Consider the following 20,183-nt stretch of genomic DNA (forward strand, 5'->3'; position numbering starts at 1 on the left):
GAACGCGTCTTTCAGCAGCGCTCGTTGATATGTCCCCGCTGTCCTGCGGGCACCACATCGAGGTCCCGCAGGACAATTGCCAGCCGCTCGCCCCACTGTGCGCAGACGGCCGTGAAATCCGCCCGGCGGTATTCGATCACCAGCACCCGGTCGTCATAGGCGTCGGCGTACCGATCGCACTCGTCATAGCGTCCGCATTCCTCGGAGACGGCGAAGTCGAACCCGATGCGGTCCCGGAGACCGGTCATCTCCGCCGCGTTCTTCTGGCCGATCGCGAGCCCGGCCGCATGGGCGCGCTCGGCCAGCAGTCGGGCGAAGGCGGTCGCCTGCTTCCGGTCGAGGAGCCCGTCCGCGCGCAGATACGAGTCCAGGTTGTCCGCCTCCACGGCGTCGAACCCGTCGTCCGCGCAGCCGTCGATCCACGCGCCCACCAGCTCCGCCAGTTGGGCGCGGCGCCCGGCGGTGGAGATGTCCAGCAGCGGTTCGTCCCAGTCCTCGTCGATGACGGTCGTGCCGTCCGCATGACGCAGCAGCAGGTTCGGGTGGTTCTTCTGCCACCACTCCACGGCGTCCGGCTGGGCCTGATAGGCGTTGACGTAACAGATGTTGTACGCACCGGGCGCCGGGTCGGCCGTACGGTCCCTGATGACCGTACGTACGCCCTCGGGCGGGTCGTAGGCGCCGCCGAGCTGGTAGTCGAAGGGCTCGTTCGCCCGGGGTGGCCGGGCCGCGCGGTCGGCGGTGGCTGTTGCGGTGGTCGCTCTGGTGGTGGTTCCGGCGTCGGTGCAACCGGTGAGCGCGAGCGACAGGGCAACCAGCAGGGGTGCCACCGATATTCGGGCGGCGAAGGAGGCGAAGGAGGCGAAGGAGGCGAAGGAGGCGAGGGAGGGAGGGGCGGTGGGGGTGAATGGCAAGGCGACGCCTCGTTCTCGGATCAGCGCGACGGATCTTGTCAGTCTCGCACCGGGCGGAGAGCCACGACGAAGAGCCGTGCCGGAGAGGGGATCCGGCCGATCCGAGGGCGGTGCCGTGTCGCTGATGGGCCGAACGGGTGAGAAGCGAGAGAATAGATGGATGTATACACAGCGTGCGGGCGGGGTGGTCCGGTGAGCAGGTACGACAGGTACGACGCCACCGATGAGCAGTGGGAGGGTCTGGCCCAGGTCGTTCCGCTGCGTGGCCGCAACGAATGGCCCTCGCGGGTCGACCATCGGACCGTTCCGAGGGAGTACGCGGCGGAGAACCGCCGTTTCATCGTGCTGCGGGTCCAGGTGTTCGCGGACGCGCGCGAGGTCGCCGACCATCTGCTCGCCCGGATTCCGGTGCTGCTCGATCTGACCGGGGCCGAGCCGGATGTCGCCAAGCGCATCCTCGACTTCAGCAGCGGTGTCGTGTTCGGCCTGGGCAGCGGGATGCACCGGGTCGACAAGAACGTCTTCCTGCTGGCCCCGGTGGGCACGGAGGTCGAGGGGGTGGCGGCGGACACGCTGCCCTGATCCGGCTGTTCGGATCTGACGGTTTTTGATCCAACCGGTTCTGATCCAGCTGGTTCCGATCGGTCGGTTCCGATCGGTCGGTTCTGATCCGGCTGTTCTGATCCAGCTGTTCTGATTTCGGCTGTCCGGCTTCTGTGTTCGGGCGCGTCCCCCGAAGGTGGGAAGGTCCCTCCGGAGGAACGGTTCGTCAGCGCGGGGGCCGCATACGGTCCGGCCATGGAAGCTTCCCGTCCGCGTCCGGCACCGGCCCCCGCGCGTCCCGGCGTCACCGAGCTGCGGCTGTCCGCCTTCACCTCGCACCGAGGGGCGGCCTTTCCGCTGGGCCCGCTGACGCTCTTCACCGGGGCGAGCGGCAGCGGGAAGTCGACGGCGCTGAGGGCGTACGAGTCGCTCGCGCGGCTCGGGGCCGGTGCCTCGCTCGGCGAGGCGTTCCCCGACGCGGCGGCGTGCGTTCCGGAACGGGCGGCGGCCGACGCGCAGGGGAGGCGGGGGTTCCGGATCGGCTGCACGGTGGACGGTCCGGCCGGTCCCGTACGGCTCGATCTGGCCGTCCAGGCCGAGCCGGAGCTCCGTATCGTCGGCGAACGCCTGACCGCCGGTGGCCAGACCCTGCTGACCACGGCTCTGCGCGACCCCGGGCGCCCTTCGGTGCAGGCCGCGTGGCACACGGGGGGCGCGGTGCCGGTGACCCGCGCGCCATTGCCGGACGACCGGCTGGGCACGGCGCTGCTGCCGCTGCGGGTCGCGGGGGTGACGGCGGGGCAGTTACGGGTGCTGGCCGCCGCCGAACAGGCCGTGCTGGGGCTGCGGTCCGTCTTCGTCTGCGACCCGCAGCCCTGGCTGATGCGGCGGCCGGTGGCCGTGGGACCGGGCGGGCTGAACCGGGACTGCGGGAATCTGGCGGCGGTGCTCGACCTCGCCCGCGACCGGTCGGGCGCTCTCCCCGGCCGCCTCGCCGCCGCCGCGCGCGCCGGCTGCGCGGGCCCGGTGACGGAGCTGTCCGTCGAGAGACTCGCCGACGGTACGGTACGGGCGCTGCTGGCCAGGGACGTCTCGGGAGCCAGGGCCGCCACCCCCGTCGACCGGCTCGGCGAGGGCGAGCTGCGCTATCTGGCGCTGGCGCTCGTCCTGCTCACCGGGGAGGGCGGTCCGGCCCTGGGCGACTTGTCCGACCAGCCCGTCGAGGTGCCCCCGGCGCTGCGGTCGCTCACGGTACTGGCCGACGGATTCGACCGGAGCCTCGACCGGCGGCAGGCGCGGGAACTGCTCTCGCTGGCGGCGGAGGTCTGCGCGGAGGGCAGGCTCAGACTGGTGGGTACGGTCGGCGACGCCTCGTACGCGCGCGGGGCGGCCGGTGTGACGGTGGTAGACCTGGATCCGTGACGGATCATGGAGTAACCGAATTGCGGCGCAGACTGACCGAGTTCGCGGCGGCCCGCGACTGGGAGCAGTACCACACACCCAAGAATCTGGCGGCGGCGCTGAGTGTCGAGGCGTCGGAGCTGCTGGAGATCTTCCAGTGGCTGACCCCCGAGCAGTCGGCGCGGGTGATGGAGGATCCGGAGTCGGCCCACCGGGTGACCGACGAGGTGGCGGATGTGCTCGCGTATCTGCTCCAGTTCTGCGAGGCGTTGGACGTCGATCCGCTGGCGGCGCTCGCCGCCAAGATGGAGCGGAATGAGGTCCGCTTCCCGCCCAAGAGGCCCGTGGACGGCCCGCCTTCGGCCTGATCGTCACTCTGCGGAGTGACGGAGTTATGCACAACGGGTCTGCTGTCCACAGATTTCCGCAATGCTCTGGCCTTTCTGTCGCTGTTCCCTCACTCTGGGTAGTGGCGTGAGCGGGCAGGACAGCGGGAGGAATGGGGGCGGCGGATGAATGCGGAACGGCTCATCGGGGTGAGCCGCCATGCACTGGCGGGGAGTGCGGGCGCGCTGGACGTGATCGCGGAGGCATGGCAGGCACAGGCCCTCGCGCAGGCGATCGGCGGTCATCTCGTGTTGCGGGGGCCGCGGGAGCTGAGGGGGGAGGCGCGGCAGCTGGTCGAGGCGGGCGGGCGTGGCTGCGCGGTGTCGGACCCGCCCGCACTGGGCGTGGGTGGGATACGGGCGGCGCGGCTGGCAGGGGTGCCGGATATCGGTGCGGCGCTGGCCGCGCTCGGGGCGCTGCTGGGCGAGGTGGGGATCGCGCTGGTCGCGGTGGCGTGTGGCACGGACGAGGAGGCGTTGTACTGGCAGTGCATGGAGGCGATCGACGCGGCCGACGAGTCGAACGACCGGGTGGGCGGGATGCTGCACCGACTCGCCACCCGGGAGCAGGAGCGCGAGCGGGAACGGGAGAGAGACCGGGAGCGGGAGTGGGAGACCGGGGTGGGGTGGGAGTGGGAGCGGAGCGGCGGACTTCCCGAGGGCGTTCGAGGGCTCGGTGGTCCGGCGGACTCGCCGGTGGTGTGAATCGCCTCGGGGCGAAGGTGCAGGATGGATCCCATGGATCTTCGAATCTTCACCGAGCCCCAGCAAGGGGCGAGCTACGAGAAACTGCTGACCGTGGCCAAGGCCACCGAGGACCTGGGGTTCGACGCCTTCTTCAGAACCGGTACCTTAACTACCCATGGAGCTAATCGCCCTGGGGGACAGGGACCACGACATGGTCAGGGCAGTATCGTACGAGCGGCAGAGCCACAAGAGCGAACTGGACAGCCAGGCGTCGCCACGGATGCAGCGCGACAAGAGCGTCGCGTACATCAACTCCCAAGACAACTGGCGCCACGTCGACATCGACTACTCGGATGTCGGGCTCTCCGGGTACGACCCAAACGTCGTCAGGCCCGGGTTCGAGCGACTTATGGCGGACGCGCGCGCTCGGAAGTTCGACGTCGTAGTGATCTACATGCTGTCACGCCTGACGCGGCAGGGGGCCGCTGAAGCGCTGCGGATCCAGCAGGAGTTGGCGAAGTACGGTGTTGCGCTCGTCAGCACCCAGGAGCCGTTCATCAATACGAGCGACGACAACCCTTTCGGCGTGGCGTTCTTCGCTCTCATCGCCGGTCTGGCACATCAGGAGAGCAAGAACAAGAGCAAGTTCATCCGCGACGCGTTCGCGAAGCTTCGGACAAAGGGTAGCCACTCCAGCGGGCCAGTGCCCTTCGGATTCAAGGCCGAATCGGTGAGCGTCGACGGTCTGACCATCCGCGTTCTCTCTCCGGGCGAGGAAAGTGTTGAACCCATCGGCCCAAAGTCGACGCCTGCGGATGCGGTTCGGGAGCTGATTCGACAAGCCGAGGAAGGAGTCAAGACGCACGCCATCGCGCTTAAAATGACAAAGAGCGGGGTGCTGACGGCTTTGGGTTCTCTGGAGGAAAAGGAAGGGGCCGCCCGACGTGAGGCCGCTACCAAGTCTCGCAAGTCCGGAGAGGACGACAGGGCCGATTATGTGTGGTCTCCCACGGTCGTGAACCGAATCCTGCGAGACCCTCGGTTGGCCGGCTTCGCCATAGGCCCCCGTGACCCGAAGAGCCGTCACCGCACGATCCTCCGCGACGACGACGGCGAACCCGTCCGTCCCCACAAGGGTTTCATGACCGTTCACGACTGGTACAAGCTCCAGCAGGTGCTGGACGGACGTAAGCCGGAGCGTCGGACCGACCGGACAGGCGCTCAGACCCTTCTGGGGTCGTGGAACCTGCTGCTCTGCGGACCGTGCCGTTCGGGGCTAACCGTGGCACGCCACCCCGGCGCCTACAAGTGCAACCTCCAACGCGCCGTCAGAGACGTTCCCCGGCACGTGCTGAGTATCCAGATGGCAGCGGTCGACGCGATCGTGTCAGAACGGACGTGGGCCCGTCTTGGGGCGCTCGATCCGTCGAACCCGCAGGACGTCGAATGGCTTGCGGTTGCCGCGGAGCGCTTCGCTGTGCAAGGTACGGATCCGGAAGCGGCTGCGGAGCTGGTAGAGCAGGAGGCGCAGCTTGAGCACGTCCAGCAGAGCATCAGGGAGCTTTCCGAGGACCGCGGGGCCTACGTGGGGCCAACTGCGCGGAAGGCGTTCGCGGACACCATGGCCAAGTACGCCGCTCACGAGGAGCGATGCGACACACGTGTCCGCGAACTCACGGCCAAGGCGACCACGCAGGCGCGTCTGCCGGTGGACGAATGGTTCGCCAACTCGGAGGGGGACCCATTCGCCCCTAACGGGGTGTGGAACCGGTGGGACGTATCGGAGCGGCGATCGTTCCTGAGCCTCTTCGTGGACCACATCCTCGTCACCCCTGCCACGACGAAGAGGGGAAGTCACCGAGAGCGCGCTGAGGACCGGATCGAGATCGAGTGGGCTGCGCCCGCTAGCAATCACGAGACGCTCAAGTAACTAAACGATAACGATGCTCCCGTCGGCTTACCGGCCCGGCGGGGGCGTCGGCGGACGCTGGCCGCCACTCGTCGACCTCCACCTCCTCCCCCGCTGATGGTAGTTATCCACAGGTGCCTATGGATAACTACCATAGGTGAGGATTCACTCTCCAATGACTACGCACGGTCGCCAGATCGGCCGCACCTCGTTCAAAATGACAAACTAACCCCCTACTTCACTTCTCTCTAACGCGCGTTAAGGAGAAAGGAAAATATAGGGTTAGTTTGTCATTTTGAACGAGGTTCGTCGGAGGGGGAAGACGCGTCACATCCGCCGCGCGTCACCCACCCCACGTAACTAAGGTAGGGAGAAGACGATCTCATCGCTTCCCCCGCTGACGTCGCTCCCTGCCTCCGCGGAACTCTCCTCCCGCGTGGCAGGCGGGTTGAGCGACGTCAGATTCTTGTACGCGACGCGTCACAACTCCCGGCTACCCCCACATAACTAAGGGGCGGGGTGGACGAGCCCCTCATCGACGAAGGGGCGCCACCGTGACCGTGCCAGACCTGATCAGACCCTCCTGCCGCGACCCTGAGTGCGCTCAGGACGCCGTAGTCGGTCCCTGGTGCCCTGGGCACGCCATCGCGCGCTACCGGCGCCAGACGGTCCGACCCGCGGCCTACGCGCCGCCCTGCCCGGTCGACGGATGTGTCCGGCTGGCCCGGTACGGGCCGACGTGTTCGCGGCACCGAGGAACGATCAACCCATGAACTCACGGAGCGAGTGCGACGGTGGCCGGCGAATGGCGCGGCTCCTCGCTCGCCCCGTGCACGGTCCCGTAGCTCAGTCCGGATAGAGCGCCGCACTACGGATGCGGAGGGCGGGGGTTCGAGTCCTCCTGGGACCACGCAGCGAACTCCTGGCGTACGTACCCGCGCAGTCGCGTGGTCCACTGCTGGTCAGTGGCCTCCAGCGGGCCGCGCCCGGTGCCGTTCTCGATGTCGTACATCAGAAGCGCTTTCGCGCACGTAGTGGCGTCTTCTGCCACTGCCATGCTCGCGACGGCGTCCGTGGCTGCTGACCCTGTTCCAGGTGGCATCAGGGAGAGTCGATCCACGGCGGCCGCGCGACGCAGAAGGAACTCCCGCCGCCGTGCGAAGCCGTCCGTCTCGTCGACGAGAACTGACAGCTCCTGTACTTCGGCAAGCTCGTGTAAGAGGTCATCCATACGGCCCACTTTAGATCGGCTGTGAAGCATCTGTAGGCATCACAGAGGGCGTGGTCGGTGGCCTGTCCGGGCCGGAGCAACGCTGTCCGACGGCGGGACCCGGACAGTACATGCCGCAGTAGCTCAACTTGGTAGGGGCTCCGACGGGATATGGCGCAGCTTGGACAGCGCATCCGCTTTGGGAGCGGAGGGCCGCAGGTTCGAATCCTGCTATCCCGACCACACAGATCAGCCCCGCCACGGAGGAATGTTCCCGTGAGTGGGGCTGAGCACTTTCCGGGGCCGCCTACTTCGGCAGCTCCACCCGGAACAGGCCGCTGTCGTAGGCGATGATCCCGCCCTTCGCGCCGACGTCGAGGATGAGCGAGCCCGTGACGGACTGCCCCGGCTTGTACGTCGTGTCCAGATCCGGTCCGTCGACGGTCTCCAACGTAGTCGCGTCCTGCGAGGCCATGTCGTCGTTCTCCCACGTGGTGACGCCATACGCGGCGAAGTCGGCTGGCTTCGAGCCGATGTTCTTCAGCGTGAGTGTGAGAAGAACGTACTGGCCAAGCTCCGGCTCGTTGGTCGTGTCGACGTCCGCGGGCGTCACGTACCTGGCGCCCTTGACGGTCACCTGCATCGTGGTCGCCTTGGTCGGGTTCTCCCCGTACTCATCGGTCTCCACGACGTCGTACGTGCCCGTCTGACCGACTTTCAGCGGCGGTCCGGCAGAGGCGGAGGGTGATGGCTTCTCGGGCGCCTCAGCAGGCTCTACGGCCTTCTCTACGGCCGCTTCGGTAGCCACTGGTTTAGCCGCTTCCGGCTCTGACGAGCACCCCGTGACGAGCACGCTGACAGCGATGGCCGGCGCCGCGAAAAAGGCAGCACGGTGTACGAACGATCTCATGATCCCCCCTGATTCTTCAGCGGCCCCCTGCCGCGCAAGAGCCTCAGCGTAGGACACAAGCCCCGGTGGAGGTGGCGGAATGGCGTGGGACGGCAGTGCGCGACGTCAGCGCCTCCCGAAGAACTGGCCGACCATCCGACGGCGGATCATCCGTCGTGACGGTGGACTCTGCACGGCGCTCTACAGCGACGGCCGACGATGCGAGTTGCCCGGCACTGACGTGGACCACATCGTCCCCGGCGACGATCACAGGGACGTGAACCTCCAACTCCTGTGCGGCTGGCACCACACGCACAAGAGCAGCAGCGAGGGGGGCACAGCCGCAGCCCTGGCGCGGGTGAGCGTGCACCGCCCGAAGCCGATACACCCTGCGTTGGAGGACGAGTGACTCATGTTCCGGGTGCGCGAGTGGAGATCGTGGAGACGGACCACGAGCCCGGGTCGGCAGTCATCCCGACGAACGTTCGTGTGAACGGCGTTGACGTTGGTCTGCTGGCCCGGGTTCCGAAGATCCAGACGGGCGCAGACGAGGCGACCACTGTGACGCTCGTCCTGATCCCTTCCTCAGTCGAGGTCAAGGGGGACCACGTGCGCGAGGAGAACAAGGCCATCGGCTTTACGGCCGGCTAGCACCACAACCACACAAAGACATCCGCGGCTGATCCCCGCGGACAGGAGGGCCCTGACGTTCCAAGGCGTCGGGGCCCTTCGCCATTCCTTGGAGCAGACATGGCGTACGACTTGACGTGTGAGTACAAGCCCTGCGGTGTGGAGTTCAGCGCCCCGCGCAGGCGGAAGTACTGCAAGCCTCTGTGCGAAAGACGGGCGTACTCGAAGAAGCGTGCTGCTGACGGCCGACGTGCTGAGTACTACGCCCGTGTGAAAGACCGTATCGCGGAGGAGCGGAAGGCAAACCCGGGATGGAACAGCGTGGAGCGCACCTGTGTGATGTGCGGGTGCACATGGCGGACCGCACGTAGGGATGCCAAGTACTGCTCGAACGGGTGTAAGAGCGCGGCATATCGAGGTCAGGCTAAGCCTGCTCCCTCGCGCAGATCGCTTGCTCAGCGACGTACCAAGCGAGCAGCGCGAGGCACACGCGGAAGTGCCGTGTGGGCGGGCACCACGTGCATGCGCTGCGGAGTCCAGTATGTAGTGCGCATGCGCGGTGGTTCGGTGGCTTCTCACTGCTCCCGAGCGTGCTACGACCGCACCAAGGGTGACGTCAGGCGCGCCCGTGAGCGTGCGGTGGAGCGAGAGCCCATCTATCGAGCACGCGTGTTCCAGCGTGATGATTGGCGTTGTCATCTGTGTGGCGAAGCCATAGACCGATCATCTGTTGCACCTTCTCCGCTTGCGCCCACACTTGATCATGTGGTACCGATCGCCAAGGGTGGCGGACACACGATGGCCAACATCAGGGCAGCGCACTTCCTTTGCAACTCGTCGAAGAGTGATCAACTGGAGTGGTCGCCCGCCGCCTGATGATCATTACGCTGTACCCCAGGGGGGTAATCTCGGCCCCAAAGATCAGAAGACCGAAGAGGTGCTGGGCGTCGCGGTCTGTACGGGTCTGGGGACTTGGGGAACGGCGCCTCTGTGCGCCCGCTGGGCGGACGAACGCCGACCCCGTGGACTGATCCGACCCTTGATTCGGCAGGCGGGAGTATAGCGATCCGGTCTGAGGCGACACTAGAAAGTCCCAGGTCAGGGCTGGTTTTACCGTTACATGCCCGGTAGGATGGACCTCATGAACACACGAACCTGCGAGTGGTGCCCGGAGCATCTCGGAGCGAGGCACTCGCACCGGGCCCGCTTCTGCTCCACGCGCTGCCGTGTGGCGTCGCACCGAGCGGCGAAGAAGAACGCAGTGCCCCGTGAGCTGACGACCCGCGACAGGTGGATCCGACGCTCGTCCACGAAGGTCCCGCTGACGGTCGCCGGCACGGCAGCCAGCAGCACGGACCTGCGGACGTGGAGCATGCACCGGGACGCCACCGCTTCGACGGCCGGCGTCGGTCTGGGCTTCGTCCTGAGCGACGAGGACGACATCGTCTGTCTGGACCTGGATCACTGCTTGAACCCGCTCACGGGCCGCCTGGCGCCGTGGGCAGCGGCCATCGTGCGCGACGCGGGCACCACCTACGTAGAGGTGTCCCCGTCCGGCGACGGACTGCACATCTGGGGCCGCGCGACCGTCCGACAGGGACGACGCATCCGACGCCCCGACGGTACGGCCGTGGAGATCTACGGGACCGGCCGGTACATCGCAATGACGGGGCGCCGACATGGCTTGTCTCCGTCGATCCTCGCGGACCTCTCCGCGGTGGTTACCAACCTGACGGCTCGCTAGCCTCCGACATGGGCGGCAGGAGCCGTTCATACCTGGGAGGTCCCTGTGAAGCCGTCCATCGGACGAATCGTCCACTACGTCAGTTACGGCACGCCCGGTGGTGAGCACGCTTCTCAGTGCCGCGCTGCCATCGTCACGGAGGTAACTCCGCTCGAAGGCAACGACGTTGCACAAGCAGACATCGAGAGCTGTGACGAAGATCAACGCTGCCGCGTGAGCCTGGCCGTGCTGAACCCCACCGGGATGTTCTTCAACGCTGGAGTCTTCCAGTCGGAGTCCGCACGCAGTGGCGGTACTTGGCACTGGCCGGAGCGTGACTGATGGCCGGCCGTGGACCCGCACCCAAGGACCCATCGAAGCGCCGCAGACGCAACGCCACGGAGCCAGAGACGACCCTCACCCCTGACGACGAACTCCGCGGCCCCGACCTCCCTGGCGGTGTCCTGGGCATCGATGAGAAGACTGGCGAGATCATCGAGTGGCACCCGCGCACCGTTGCGTGGTGGGAGTCCTGGCGCACGTCGCCGATGGCTCAGACCTTCGTAGACACCGACTGGGACTTCCTTATCGACACTGCTCTGATGCACCACAAGATGTGGTCCGCGGGCCGATGGGACTTCGCGTCTGAAGTGCGCCTCAGGGCCGCCAAATTCGGCGCCACGCCGGAGGACAGGGCCCGGCTGAAGCTCAAGGTCGACGACCCGACGCCAACTCGTCAGGCGCCCGCACAGGCCCCCGGCACGGTCTCCGACATCAACTCCCGACGAGCGAGGCTGACCGGCTGACCGACGAGAGGGGGTGCCGATGCCGCACGTCACGGTACGCGCCCCCGGCCACGACCGCTCCCGCTCCCTCGGATGGCTGGCGGTCGCGTGGATGGAGTACTTCGTCGTCCACGGACCTGGCGACGTCCAGGGCGAGCCCGTCCGCCACGGCGACGAGTACACGGGCTTCGTCGTCGACTGCTACGCCCTGGACGACGACGAGGGCAAGCTCCTCTACGACTCCGCGTTCTTCTCCCGCCCGAAGGGCTGCGACAAGAGCGGACTTGGTGCCCGCATCGGACTCTTCGAGGCGCTCGGTCCCGCCCGCTTCGCCGGCTGGGCGGAGGGTGGAGAGGTCTACCGCGACCCGTGGGGCTTCGGCTTTGAGTACGTCTACGAGCCAGGCGAGCCCATGGGGCGGCCGGTCAAGGTCCCCTACCTCCGCATCATGGCGACGGAGGAGGGACAGACCGGCAACGTCTACGACACCATCTACTTCAACCTGACCGACGAGGCGTCGCCTCTGTCGGCCATTCCGGGCATCGACCCGGGCCTGACGAAGATCAACCTTCCGCAGGGCGGGGAGGTCACACCGTCTACCGCCTCGTCGTCGTCGAAGGACGGCGGTAAAGAGACCTTCGTCGTGTTCGACGAGACCCACCTCTACAACACTCCCGAGCTGCGGCGCATGTATGCGACCGTCACCCGGAACCTACGCAAGCGTAAGAAGGGCGCCGGCACGTGGTACTTGGAGACCACGACGATGTTCGCCCCTGGGCAGGACTCGGTGGCTGAGCGGACCTACGAGGAAGCCGAAGCGATCCGCGAGGGTCGCAAGAAGCGCGGCCGATCACGACTCCTGTACGACCACCGGTACGGCGTCTGCAAGGACCTGAAGAACGAGGACCTTCTCCGCGCCGCCCTCCGTGACGCCTACAGCGACGCGATGGAGTGGATCGACGAGGACAGCCTCGTCGACGACTTCTACGACCTCCGCAACGACGCTGCGGACGGCAAACGTTACTTCCTCAACTCTCAGCAGAGCAGCTCTGATGCGTGGATGGATTCCGACGCCTGGCGGCTCTGCCGACGAGACGAGGAGATCGACTCCGGTGATCTGATCACACTAGGCTTCGACGGATCCATTCGCGACGACGCCACGGCCCTCGTTGCCTGTCGCGTGACGGACGGCCACCTACAGCTCCTCGGAGTGTGGGAGCGGCCCGAGGGCCCCGAGGGCGACGGCTGGCAGGTCGACCGAGAGGCCGTCGACTCCGCAGTGGCCCGCGCCTTCGAGCGCTACGACGTCGCCGGCTTCTACTGCGACCCGCCGCACTGGCAGGACTACGTAGATGCCTGGACCCGCGACCACGGCGAGGCACTCCAGGTACGCGCCACACAGGCCCGTCCGATGGAGTGGTGGACCAACCGACCGACGGCCATGGAGCAGGCGCTCAATCGCTTCGTGGAGGCCGTGGAGGATCAGGGCCTCACGTGGTGTGGGACGGACCGGGTCGACGACGCTGAAAGCGATCACGCCCGCAAGGGCGCTGCCCTCTCCAGACACGTGCTGAACGCCAAGCGTCGGCCGATGGGCCGTAACCGGCTGGGCATCGGCAAGGAGCACCCGAAGTCCCCGAAGAAGATCGACGCTGCCATGGCCGCGACCCTCGCGTATGAGGCCCGTGCCGACGCCGTTGCCGCAGGAATCACGAAGCGCAAGAAGCGCTCGTCCCGACTCGTTGCCTTCTAAGGAGGTCCGCTAGTGCCTATTGATGCGACGCAGGTGGAGTCTCCCGGATGGTGGCTTCAGCGGCTGGGGAAGAAGCTGCTGGACGAGCGCCAGGACAGCATTGACGAGGACGGTGAGACCGAGCCCGGCCTTGACACCCTGCGCAAGTACGCAGAGGGCAAGGTCCCACTTCCGTCCGTACCGGGCCTTGACCCGCGCGAAGTGGCGGAGTGGATGAAGGATGCGCGAACCAACTGGGTGTCCCTCGTCCTTGACTCGCCGGTGGAACGTCTCGGAGTCGAAGGGTTCCGCTTTGGCAGCAGCGGAGGCGAGCGAGCCAAGGCAGACGAGGATGCTCAACGCATCTGGCGCGAGAACCACATGAAGGCCGACTCTGGTCTTGTCCACTATGGCGCCGCCGCGCAGCGAAGAGCTTTCGTCCTGGTAGAGCGTGGCGATAACGGCCGTCCTCAGCTCACCCACGAGACGCCCCGCCAGGTGGCTGTTGAGCATGCTCAGGGTAACCGGCGCGAGTTGGCTGCCGGCCTCAAGATGTGGCGAGACGACTGGACCGGCAACACCCGAGCGAAGCTCTGGCTACCGGGCAGTGAACACGACTTCGTGACCAAGACTGACGCCCCGACCTTCGGCGGACGGTCCGCGTCGCTTAAGGCGTGGGATGCCTTCCAGCTTCCGAACGCGACCGATGGGGAGAGCGTAAACAGTCTGGGTGTCGTCCCGCTCGTCCCCTTCATCAACAGGCGTCAGCGGAGTCTTGCAGGCTTTGCGGAGCACGAGGACGTACTTCGTATCCAGAACCGCATCAACCTGTCACTGATCATGCTGATTGGGGCGATGAAGTACGGTGCATTCAGACAGCGTTGGGCCGCAGGTCTGGAGGTCGACGAGGACCCTGTCACCGGGGCGAAGATCCAGCCGTTTCAGTTGGATATCCGAAAGCTGTGGACGACCGACAACCCCGAAGTGAAGTTCGGGGAGTTCAGCGCGACGGACCTCATTCCCTACGTACGGTCGGTGGAGTCCGCGGTACAGGACCTGGCCGCCATCTCCCGAACGCCTCCGCACTACATCATCGGAGCCGTGGTCAACGTCTCCGGCGACGCTCTGAAGGCCGCGGAGACTGGTCTCGTTGCGAAGGTGGAAGATCGTCAGGACGAGCTGGGTGAGGGCTGGGAGGGTGTCATGCGGCTTGCCTTCCGTGTCCTCGGAGACACGAAGAAGGCCGAAGCATGGGACCTGGAAACCGTGTGGCGCGATCCCGAGTCCCGCACTGTTTCCGAGCTGGCCGACGCTGCTGTGAAGAAGCAGGCGGCTGGCGTACCGTGGCGTCAGCGCATGGAGGATATGGGGTACACCCCGTCGCAGATCTCCCGAATGGAGATCGACCGTGCGGCCGATGCCCTCAACGCCACGCCCGACGCCGAGCAACCGCAGCCCACGCAGCTTCAGCCCCGTGACACCCGGACCGTGATTGGACGGAGCGCGGATGACCCTGTCGCGGCTTGACCGGCAGTACGGAACGGCCGTTGGCGCAGTGTGGACGAGCGTCCTCGGGCGCACGAGCCGGGCGTGGACCGGACTCGGATCCTGGCGCGGCTCCGACGTGCGGCGCTTCCAGCGCACTGCGCTCCCTGTGATTCTTGCCGGTGAGCGCAAGGTGGCGGCGCTCACGGCGACGTACCTGGAGCAGCTCTACGCGGAGGTGGACGCCCGCCGACCGCGGGTCGATCTGGACTTCGACAGGGTCACCGGGCGGGCGCTGCGTGACGTCGATCCGGCGACTGTGTACGAGAGGCCGTTCAAAGAGGTGTGGGCCGCGCTGGACCGTGGCGTCTCGTTCGACGTCGCTCTGAAGCAGGGCGGGCACCGGCTGGAGACGATCGCCAAGACGGATCTTCAGCTAGCCAAGACGCACACCGTGCGCGAGGTGGGCGATGAGATGCCTCGCTTCGCATACACCGTGCGCGAGTTGCAGGGCGAATACGACTGCGCCCTTTGCATGATTGCGTCGACACAGCGATACCTGAAGCGGGGCCTGGCGCCGATCCACCCGGGCTGTGACTGCCTGGTGAAGCTCGTGACCGCAGATGAGGACCCGGGCCAGGTCATCGACGAAGACAAGTTGGAGCGCATTCACGATCTTGTGGAAGAGGCGCTGGGCAAGAGCGACCGCGGAGGCCGTGCGGTCGACTACCGAAAGATCATCATCGCCAACGACCATGGGGAACTGGGCCCGGTCCTCGGCTATGCGGGGCAGCGCTTCACCGGCCCTGACGACATCAACCTTCCGACCTGACGCCCGCCACGGGCCGACGACTCCCGACAGGGGAAACACAACATGCCTCGTCGCACTCTCGCGCGCCGCAACCTCCTGACCTTCTCCGCGCAGCCCTGGGCCCTCCACGAGGACGACCCGGGCGCCGGCGGGGGAGGCGGTGGCGGTGCTGCTGCTGTCAACGAGCACGGCTACCCGGACAACACTCCGACGGCCGACATGACGCCCGAGCATCAGGTGGCGTACTGGAAGCACCACGCCCGCAAGCACGAGGCGGCGTCGAAGTCCGGCCCCGACGCTGCGGAGCTGGAGCGGCTGCGCGCTGCCGACGAGGAGCTGAAGAAGCGCCAGGCGGCGGAGCTGACGGAGAACGAGCGCATCACCGCAGAGAAGACGACTGCGGAGCAGGCGGCAGCTACCGCCCGTGCGGAGGCTGACGCCGCTGTGCGCAAGGCGCTGCTCCTCGAAGTCGCCATGTCGAAGGCGCTCACCTCCGCGCAGGCCGCGCGACTCCAGGGATCCACGAAGGAGGAACTGGAGGCGGACGCGGACGAACTGCTCGCGACGTTCGCCCCTGCGGTTCCTGCCTCCGCACCTCGCGCGGGCGGCGCCCGCGGCTCCGACGTCAACGGCGCCACGTCGGTCAGCTCCGGTGCGGAGCGCTACCGGCAGAAGCACAACAAGACCTGACCATTCCCTCTTGGAGGACACATGGATCTCAGCCTGAAGACTGAGAGCTTCACGCAGGACCGTCGCGACTGGCTGGGGTCCGCCCACGGCACCGACGCGCCTGTCAGCGCCACCCTGGACGTCAGCAAGTTCACCGCCGGCACCCACTACCCGGACGGCTACATCAAGAGCGGCGTACCGCTGGGAAAGATCACCGCGACCGGGCTCTACGGCCCTTACGACGACGCTGCGAGTGATGGCAGGCAGGCCCTCGTTGGCTTCCTCTTCACCGCGCAGGACGTCAACGCCCGGCGCGTGGCTTCGACGAAGGTCGTCGGCTCGATGCTCGTCCACTGCTTCATCCGTGAGGCGAAGCTCCCCATCTCCGTCGACGCTGCCGGGAAGACCGACGTCGCCGGCCGCATCATCTTCGTCTGAGAGGCCCTGACACATGCAGCTTTTCACTGAGTACGCGACCCCCGCGGAGCTGACGGGGTACGCCCGTGCGGCTCTCCGGGATCGCGAAGAGAACCAGTTCAGCCTGAACGCCTGGCTCCCGAACGACACCGTGAACGATCTCAGCTACCGCTTCAACCGGGGCGGCGGCGGCCTCGTGGAGGCGGCTGTCTACCGGGCGTACGACGCTGAGTCGGACATCGGATCCCGGGCCGGCGCCGCGCGGGTGAGCGGCGAACTGCCGCCCATCAGCCGGAAGATGCCGGTCGGTGAGTACGAGCAGATCCGCATGCGGAATGTGGACACGCAGGCCGCAGAGATCCGCGACGCCATGGAGGCTGACTCCATCAAGCTCGTGTCTGCCATCGCGGCTCGAACCGAGCTGGCTCGCGGTGACGCCATCTTCAATGCGTCGGTGACCATCGCGGAGAACAACGTCTCCGCCGGAGTCGACTTCGGCCGTAAGGCGAGCCACTCCGTCACGGCTGCGATCCCATTCAGCTCCACGGAGACGTCGCTCGCCTACGACTACTTCCAGGCGTGGCTGGACGTCTATACCGACACGAACGGCGAACTCCCCGCCGCGACGCTGATGTCCCGGAAGATCTACAACTTCCTGCGGCGCAACAAGCAGATCCGGGAACTCGCCTACCGTGGTTCGTCGACGGCTCCGACCGTCCTCACCCGCGACGACCTGAACAACATCCTGGGTGACTTCGACATCCCGCCGGTTGTCATCTACGACGCGAAGGTCTCCGTCGGCGGTGCCGCCACCCGTGTTACCCCCGAGGACAAGCTTGCGCTCATGCCTGCTCAGGGTGAGGCGCTGGGGCGGACGCTGTGGGGTGTCCCGGTGGAGGCTAACGACCCGCGGTACGGCCTGGCCGGCGATGGCGCAGGTGTGGCGGTTGGGGGCTACAAGAGCGAGGACCCCCAGACCGTGTGGACCCGCGCGACGGCGATCGTCCTTCCGGTGGCTGCGGCTCCCGACCTGACGTTCGTGGCCGACGTCCTCTGATCAGAAACGCGAGGCACTAGCACATGGCAACCCTGAAAGCCACCGTCCATGTGACGGACGAGAGCGGGAGCGCCCACGTGTTCGGCCCCGCGGACGAGGTCCCGGAGTGGGCACAGTCGCTCATCACCAACCCGAAGGCGTGGGCGGAGGCGCCGACGAGCGCAAGTCGACTTGCAGACCCAGCCCCGAAGGCGCCCGCCAACCGGGCCACGTCCCGACGGAAGGCGGGCGGTGGTGGGACTTCTCAGTAAGCCGCAGCTAGAATCGCTGACGGGCCGCATTTACACCGCCGACGAGTTCGACGTCATCGACCTGATGACCACCGACACCATCCGCGGGGAGGTGGGGGACCGGGTCTCGGATCCCCCACAGCCGGGCATCGCATCTCTCGCCCTGACCGTCGCCGCCCGGGTTCTGGTGAACGTCACCGGGGTCAGCTCCGAGCAAGCGGGCGGGATGCTGATCTCGTACTTCGCTGGCCAGATCGGACGGGCCATGTCCGACGATGAGCGACGCCGACTGCGACGAGCGGTCGGCCTGGCGTCCGGTGCGGGCATGCTCGACATTGGACCCGATGATACGGACAGTCGCCCCGTGTCTGTCTGGCGGCCGATATGAGCCTGATTAGATCCCTCATGTCGGAGACGTGGTACATCGAGCGCGTGGGGGAGCGGGTACGCGACTCCACGGGGTCGTGGGTGCCCGGCCCGCGCGTGCGCATCCCTGTCGACAACTGCGCGGTCATGAGCCCGTACGCCGTCACGGTGGGATCATCCTCGGAGGATCACAACGCGAGCGAGACCGTAACGACGAGGCGCGTCTTCGTGGCCCCGATCGGCACCGACGTCCGCTCTTCCGACCGCATCGTCAGCGTCGACGGTAAGGAGACGTGGGAGGTCATCGGGCGTCCGCTCGTGCTGCCTCTGACGTCCCTGCGTCGCGTGGAGGCGTCGGTGAAGGAGGTGACCGGCTGATGGCGTACCGATCCAAGATCACAGGTAAGTACATGGGCATGGGGCGTCTCCTCAGCGGCGGAAAGCTTCAGCGACCGTGCATCGTCGCCGCTGATAGGTTCGCCGAGATCGCCCGGTCTCGCTCGCCCGTCGGCCAGCCCGGACAGGACGACCACGCGGGGCTGTACCGCTCATCGTTTGTGGTGACCCCGCACGTCAAGAACGTCCCCTTCCGAGGAAAGCCGATACTTCGCACCGGGGCGCGCGTGGTGAACACCGCCCCGCACGCTGGCATTGTGGAGTACGGGAACTCGCGGACCCCCAGGTACTCCGTGTTCCACACGACAGTGGACGTCATGAAGGCGCAGGCGGCGTTCAATGGCTGACATCGAAACTGTGCTGGCCCCGTGGCTGGAGGCCAGGCATGGGGTGTTCTCAGCGGCCGAGACGCCTGATGATCTGGAGCGGCAATTGCCCGTGATCCGCGTGGAGCGGATCGGCGGAGCGGACGAGAGGTTCTCTCAGCATCCTCGCGTAGCCGTCGACGTCTTCGCGGCCACGGCCGACGAGGCGCGCACGCTGTCGGGCAGCGTGAGGGACTCTCTCCTCTTTCTCTCCGGTCCCGTACCAGGAGCCATCATCCGCAGTGTGCGGTGTGACTCCGGTCCGTCGCGCCTGCCGTGTGCCAACGAGGCGATCCACCGACGTGGCGCCATGTACACCGTGAGCCTCCGGGCTGCATAAACCAAACTGACCCCACGCCGAACTCCTTCGGGAATTCGGCCTTTCGTATGCCCTGGAGGAATCATGGCGGATACCCGCAATGCCGATCTGACGTTCGGCGCAACTGACTACCTCGTCTACGCGGCGCCCCTCAACACGGTGAGCCCCACCGACTTCACGGACCCCACTGCCGCGTGGGTGAACCTTGGCTGGATTACGGCTGAGGGCGGTCTCTTCAAGCGCGAGGACGAGACCAAGGACGTTGAAGCGGCGGGCTCTCTGGAGCCCATTCGGACGATGATGACGAAGAGCGTGAAGAGCGCTCAGGTCACCTTCCTGGAGGGCCTGAACCCGTTCGTAAGAGCCCTCTACGACAATGTCCCGCTGGAGTCCCTGGAGCCGACGGTTGACGTCGCCTCCTATGATCTCCCGGATAAGCCGGCGGACCTCCGGTACGCATTCATCTTCGACACCACGGACGGCTCGAAGAGGATGCGGCTCTACATGCCGAACGGCCTTGTCACCGAACGAGGCGATGAGCAGCCGCAGACAGCCGACGTCATGCCGGTGCAGATGACGTTCAAGTTCTTCAAGGGCGCGACCTCTGCGGCCGTGAAGCGCAGCATCAAGTATGGCGGCATCGACGTCTCGGAATTCTTCCCCGACGCGGGCTGACCTAATTCCGCATTCCATCGACGCCCTGTACCGCGTGGGTCCGGGGCGTCGCTTTCTTATGCTCGACGACCCGCGCACTCACTGACTTAGGAGACCCGAGGGCATGACTGAGACCACTCCCGCTGCGGACCAGGAGAACGAGGCCACCGAGACGCATACCATGGCCTCCCTCGTTGGCATTGACCTGCGGGTAAAGCCGATCGGCCAGTGGCGACCGTCCCACCTGCGAGCCCTGCGACATGCGGATTTCGATACGTGGGCGGCGGGTGCGCTGCACGAGGACGACGTGGAGACATTCATCGAGCTGGACGCCACCTTTGACGAGATCGGTGAATTCACTTCCGCAGCCATGGAGTCTGCTGGGGAGGCCCCGGGAAAGTCTGGTGGACGCTCCACGTCACGGAAGTCTACGCGGAAGCGCTAGAGGCAGACCTTGCGTTCCGGGGGATCGATCTACTCGACCTATACCGAGGGAAATTGTCTATCAGGAGATTGCGAATCCTGATAGAAAACCTCCCCCCAGAATCAGCGACCAAAACCGCCCTGCGAAACGATATACCGGCTGACGCTCAACAGGCAGCCGG

General features: G+C 66.5%; 25 protein-coding genes, 2 tRNA genes and 1 pseudogene. 26 read left to right on the plus strand and 2 right to left on the minus strand.

The window, feature by feature from the left end; all coding sequences use genetic code 11:
- Positions 1–11 precede the first annotated feature (11 nt).
- A complete protein-coding gene (locus tag ACIP8W_RS19655) occupies positions 12–914 on the minus strand; it encodes an endo alpha-1,4 polygalactosaminidase (protein WP_402203851.1) in 903 nt (300 codons plus the stop codon).
- Between the two features lie 192 nt (positions 915–1,106).
- Here ACIP8W_RS19655 and ACIP8W_RS19660 point away from each other — a divergent pair, with 192 nt between their 5' ends.
- From ACIP8W_RS19660 to ACIP8W_RS19695, 8 genes and pseudogenes are all read left to right on the plus strand, one after another.
- Positions 1,107–1,496, plus strand: coding sequence for a cell division protein SepF (locus tag ACIP8W_RS19660; protein ID WP_402203853.1), 390 nt, complete (start codon positions 1,107–1,109; stop codon positions 1,494–1,496).
- A 216-nt stretch (positions 1,497–1,712) separates the two neighbouring features.
- The gene (locus ACIP8W_RS19665) at positions 1,713–2,879 is read left to right on the plus strand and encodes an ATP-binding protein (RefSeq protein ID WP_401955984.1); all 1,167 of its coding nucleotides are present in this window, start codon (positions 1,713–1,715) and stop codon (positions 2,877–2,879) included.
- A gap of 20 nt (positions 2,880–2,899) precedes the next feature.
- Entirely contained in the window at positions 2,900–3,226 is a 327-nt protein-coding gene (locus tag ACIP8W_RS19670) for a nucleotide pyrophosphohydrolase (protein WP_401955983.1), read from the plus strand.
- A 144-nt stretch (positions 3,227–3,370) separates the two neighbouring features.
- A complete protein-coding gene (locus ACIP8W_RS19675) occupies positions 3,371–3,949 on the plus strand; it encodes a DUF6099 family protein (RefSeq protein ID WP_401955982.1) in 579 nt (192 codons plus the stop codon).
- A gap of 33 nt (positions 3,950–3,982) precedes the next feature.
- Positions 3,983–4,091: pseudogene (locus ACIP8W_RS19680) on the plus strand (LLM class F420-dependent oxidoreductase); the annotation flags it as partial.
- A 15-nt stretch (positions 4,092–4,106) separates the two neighbouring features.
- The gene (locus ACIP8W_RS19685; RefSeq protein WP_402203856.1) at positions 4,107–5,861 is read left to right on the plus strand and encodes a recombinase family protein; all 1,755 of its coding nucleotides are present in this window, start codon (positions 4,107–4,109) and stop codon (positions 5,859–5,861) included.
- An 814-nt stretch (positions 5,862–6,675) separates the two neighbouring features.
- A tRNA-Arg gene (locus ACIP8W_RS19690) sits at positions 6,676–6,750 on the plus strand.
- A 465-nt stretch (positions 6,751–7,215) separates the two neighbouring features.
- A tRNA-Pro gene (locus tag ACIP8W_RS19695) sits at positions 7,216–7,293 on the plus strand.
- Positions 7,294–7,357: 64 nt separating this feature from the next.
- Here the strand turns inward: ACIP8W_RS19695 and ACIP8W_RS19700 are convergent.
- Positions 7,358–7,960, minus strand: a complete 603-nt coding sequence (locus ACIP8W_RS19700; RefSeq protein WP_402203857.1) for a DUF4352 domain-containing protein — start codon at positions 7,958–7,960, stop codon at positions 7,358–7,360.
- A 408-nt stretch (positions 7,961–8,368) separates the two neighbouring features.
- Here ACIP8W_RS19700 and ACIP8W_RS19705 point away from each other — a divergent pair, with 408 nt between their 5' ends.
- The 18 genes from ACIP8W_RS19705 (at position 8,369) to ACIP8W_RS19790 (ending at position 20,023) form a co-directional block, all read left to right on the plus strand.
- Positions 8,369–8,590 (plus strand): hypothetical protein, encoded by a 222-nt coding sequence (locus tag ACIP8W_RS19705; RefSeq protein WP_402203859.1) that lies wholly within the window; start codon positions 8,369–8,371, stop codon positions 8,588–8,590.
- A gap of 531 nt (positions 8,591–9,121) precedes the next feature.
- Positions 9,122–9,445 carry an HNH endonuclease gene (locus ACIP8W_RS19710; protein ID WP_402203861.1) on the plus strand — a complete coding sequence of 108 codons (324 nt, stop codon included), beginning with the start codon at positions 9,122–9,124 and terminating at the stop codon, positions 9,443–9,445.
- 265 nt (positions 9,446–9,710) lie between these two features.
- The gene (locus ACIP8W_RS19715; RefSeq protein ID WP_402203863.1) at positions 9,711–10,313 is read left to right on the plus strand and encodes a DNA primase; all 603 of its coding nucleotides are present in this window, start codon (positions 9,711–9,713) and stop codon (positions 10,311–10,313) included.
- A 45-nt stretch (positions 10,314–10,358) separates the two neighbouring features.
- Positions 10,359–10,634, plus strand: coding sequence for a hypothetical protein (locus ACIP8W_RS19720; RefSeq protein WP_402203864.1), 276 nt, complete (start codon positions 10,359–10,361; stop codon positions 10,632–10,634).
- Positions 10,634–11,098 (plus strand): hypothetical protein, encoded by a 465-nt coding sequence (locus ACIP8W_RS19725; RefSeq protein WP_402203866.1) that lies wholly within the window; start codon positions 10,634–10,636, stop codon positions 11,096–11,098. The genes ACIP8W_RS19720 and ACIP8W_RS19725 overlap by 1 nt, the downstream gene beginning before the upstream one ends.
- A 19-nt stretch (positions 11,099–11,117) precedes the next feature.
- Positions 11,118–12,830 (plus strand): terminase, encoded by a 1,713-nt coding sequence (locus tag ACIP8W_RS19730; protein WP_402203868.1) that lies wholly within the window; start codon positions 11,118–11,120, stop codon positions 12,828–12,830.
- A gap of 12 nt (positions 12,831–12,842) precedes the next feature.
- Positions 12,843–14,336, plus strand: coding sequence for a phage portal protein (locus tag ACIP8W_RS19735; protein ID WP_402203870.1), 1,494 nt, complete (start codon positions 12,843–12,845; stop codon positions 14,334–14,336).
- Positions 14,317–15,126, plus strand: a complete 810-nt coding sequence (locus tag ACIP8W_RS19740) for a hypothetical protein (protein ID WP_402203872.1) — start codon at positions 14,317–14,319, stop codon at positions 15,124–15,126. Before ACIP8W_RS19735 ends, ACIP8W_RS19740 begins: the two co-directional genes overlap by 20 nt.
- Before the next feature lie 42 nt (positions 15,127–15,168).
- Positions 15,169–15,795: a hypothetical protein gene (locus tag ACIP8W_RS19745; protein WP_402203874.1), complete on the plus strand. Its 627-nt coding sequence runs from the start codon at positions 15,169–15,171 to the stop codon at positions 15,793–15,795.
- Between the two features lie 21 nt (positions 15,796–15,816).
- Positions 15,817–16,212, plus strand: a complete 396-nt coding sequence (locus ACIP8W_RS19750) for a head decoration protein (RefSeq protein WP_402203875.1) — start codon at positions 15,817–15,819, stop codon at positions 16,210–16,212.
- Between the two features lie 13 nt (positions 16,213–16,225).
- On the plus strand, positions 16,226–17,248 hold the full coding sequence (locus tag ACIP8W_RS19755) for a major capsid protein (protein WP_402203877.1): 1,023 nt from the start codon (positions 16,226–16,228) through the stop codon (positions 17,246–17,248).
- Positions 17,249–17,271: 23 nt separating this feature from the next.
- Positions 17,272–17,499 carry a hypothetical protein gene (locus tag ACIP8W_RS19760; RefSeq protein WP_402203879.1) on the plus strand — a complete coding sequence of 76 codons (228 nt, stop codon included), beginning with the start codon at positions 17,272–17,274 and terminating at the stop codon, positions 17,497–17,499.
- Entirely contained in the window at positions 17,480–17,866 is a 387-nt protein-coding gene (locus ACIP8W_RS19765; protein WP_402203881.1) for a hypothetical protein, read from the plus strand. Before ACIP8W_RS19760 ends, ACIP8W_RS19765 begins: the two co-directional genes overlap by 20 nt.
- 17 nt (positions 17,867–17,883) lie before the next feature.
- Positions 17,884–18,222 carry a hypothetical protein gene (locus ACIP8W_RS19770; RefSeq protein WP_402203883.1) on the plus strand — a complete coding sequence of 113 codons (339 nt, stop codon included), beginning with the start codon at positions 17,884–17,886 and terminating at the stop codon, positions 18,220–18,222.
- Entirely contained in the window at positions 18,222–18,587 is a 366-nt protein-coding gene (locus ACIP8W_RS19775) for an HK97 gp10 family phage protein (RefSeq protein WP_402203885.1), read from the plus strand. Before ACIP8W_RS19770 ends, ACIP8W_RS19775 begins: the two co-directional genes overlap by 1 nt.
- Complete coding sequence (locus ACIP8W_RS19780) at positions 18,580–18,945, plus strand: hypothetical protein (RefSeq protein WP_402203887.1); 366 nt, start codon at positions 18,580–18,582, stop codon at positions 18,943–18,945. Before ACIP8W_RS19775 ends, ACIP8W_RS19780 begins: the two co-directional genes overlap by 8 nt.
- A gap of 63 nt (positions 18,946–19,008) precedes the next feature.
- Entirely contained in the window at positions 19,009–19,599 is a 591-nt protein-coding gene (locus ACIP8W_RS19785) for a phage tail protein (RefSeq protein WP_402203889.1), read from the plus strand.
- Positions 19,600–19,702: 103 nt separating this feature from the next.
- The gene (locus tag ACIP8W_RS19790; protein ID WP_402203891.1) at positions 19,703–20,023 is read left to right on the plus strand and encodes a hypothetical protein; all 321 of its coding nucleotides are present in this window, start codon (positions 19,703–19,705) and stop codon (positions 20,021–20,023) included.
- The last annotated feature ends 160 nt before the right edge of the window (positions 20,024–20,183 follow it).

The sequence above is a fragment of the Streptomyces sp. NPDC088554 genome, assembly GCF_044752945.1.
Taxonomy (GTDB): domain Bacteria; phylum Actinomycetota; class Actinomycetes; order Streptomycetales; family Streptomycetaceae; genus Streptomyces.

What these genes read in the sequence shown, in the direction of transcription:
- ACIP8W_RS19665 (WP_401955984.1), top strand. Translation starts at nt 1,713, where the DNA reads ATGGAAGCTTCCCGTCCGCGTCCGGCACCGGCCCCCGCGCGTCCCGGC.
- ACIP8W_RS19675 (WP_401955982.1), top strand. Translation starts at nt 3,371, where the DNA reads ATGAATGCGGAACGGCTCATCGGGGTGAGCCGCCATGCACTGGCGGGG.
- ACIP8W_RS19685 (WP_402203856.1), top strand. Translation starts at nt 4,107, where the DNA reads ATGGAGCTAATCGCCCTGGGGGACAGGGACCACGACATGGTCAGGGCA.
- ACIP8W_RS19700 (WP_402203857.1), bottom strand. Translation starts at nt 7,960, where the DNA reads ATGAGATCGTTCGTACACCGTGCTGCCTTTTTCGCGGCGCCGGCCATC.
- ACIP8W_RS19710 (WP_402203861.1), top strand. Translation starts at nt 9,122, where the DNA reads ATGCGCGGTGGTTCGGTGGCTTCTCACTGCTCCCGAGCGTGCTACGAC.
- ACIP8W_RS19715 (WP_402203863.1), top strand. Translation starts at nt 9,711, where the DNA reads ATGAACACACGAACCTGCGAGTGGTGCCCGGAGCATCTCGGAGCGAGG.
- ACIP8W_RS19725 (WP_402203866.1), top strand. Translation starts at nt 10,634, where the DNA reads ATGGCCGGCCGTGGACCCGCACCCAAGGACCCATCGAAGCGCCGCAGA.
- ACIP8W_RS19730 (WP_402203868.1), top strand. Translation starts at nt 11,118, where the DNA reads ATGCCGCACGTCACGGTACGCGCCCCCGGCCACGACCGCTCCCGCTCC.
- ACIP8W_RS19740 (WP_402203872.1), top strand. Translation starts at nt 14,317, where the DNA reads ATGACCCTGTCGCGGCTTGACCGGCAGTACGGAACGGCCGTTGGCGCA.
- ACIP8W_RS19745 (WP_402203874.1), top strand. Translation starts at nt 15,169, where the DNA reads ATGCCTCGTCGCACTCTCGCGCGCCGCAACCTCCTGACCTTCTCCGCG.
- ACIP8W_RS19750 (WP_402203875.1), top strand. Translation starts at nt 15,817, where the DNA reads ATGGATCTCAGCCTGAAGACTGAGAGCTTCACGCAGGACCGTCGCGAC.
- ACIP8W_RS19755 (WP_402203877.1), top strand. Translation starts at nt 16,226, where the DNA reads ATGCAGCTTTTCACTGAGTACGCGACCCCCGCGGAGCTGACGGGGTAC.
- ACIP8W_RS19760 (WP_402203879.1), top strand. Translation starts at nt 17,272, where the DNA reads ATGGCAACCCTGAAAGCCACCGTCCATGTGACGGACGAGAGCGGGAGC.
- ACIP8W_RS19770 (WP_402203883.1), top strand. Translation starts at nt 17,884, where the DNA reads ATGTCGGAGACGTGGTACATCGAGCGCGTGGGGGAGCGGGTACGCGAC.
- ACIP8W_RS19775 (WP_402203885.1), top strand. Translation starts at nt 18,222, where the DNA reads ATGGCGTACCGATCCAAGATCACAGGTAAGTACATGGGCATGGGGCGT.
- ACIP8W_RS19780 (WP_402203887.1), top strand. Translation starts at nt 18,580, where the DNA reads ATGGCTGACATCGAAACTGTGCTGGCCCCGTGGCTGGAGGCCAGGCAT.
- ACIP8W_RS19785 (WP_402203889.1), top strand. Translation starts at nt 19,009, where the DNA reads ATGGCGGATACCCGCAATGCCGATCTGACGTTCGGCGCAACTGACTAC.
- ACIP8W_RS19790 (WP_402203891.1), top strand. Translation starts at nt 19,703, where the DNA reads ATGACTGAGACCACTCCCGCTGCGGACCAGGAGAACGAGGCCACCGAG.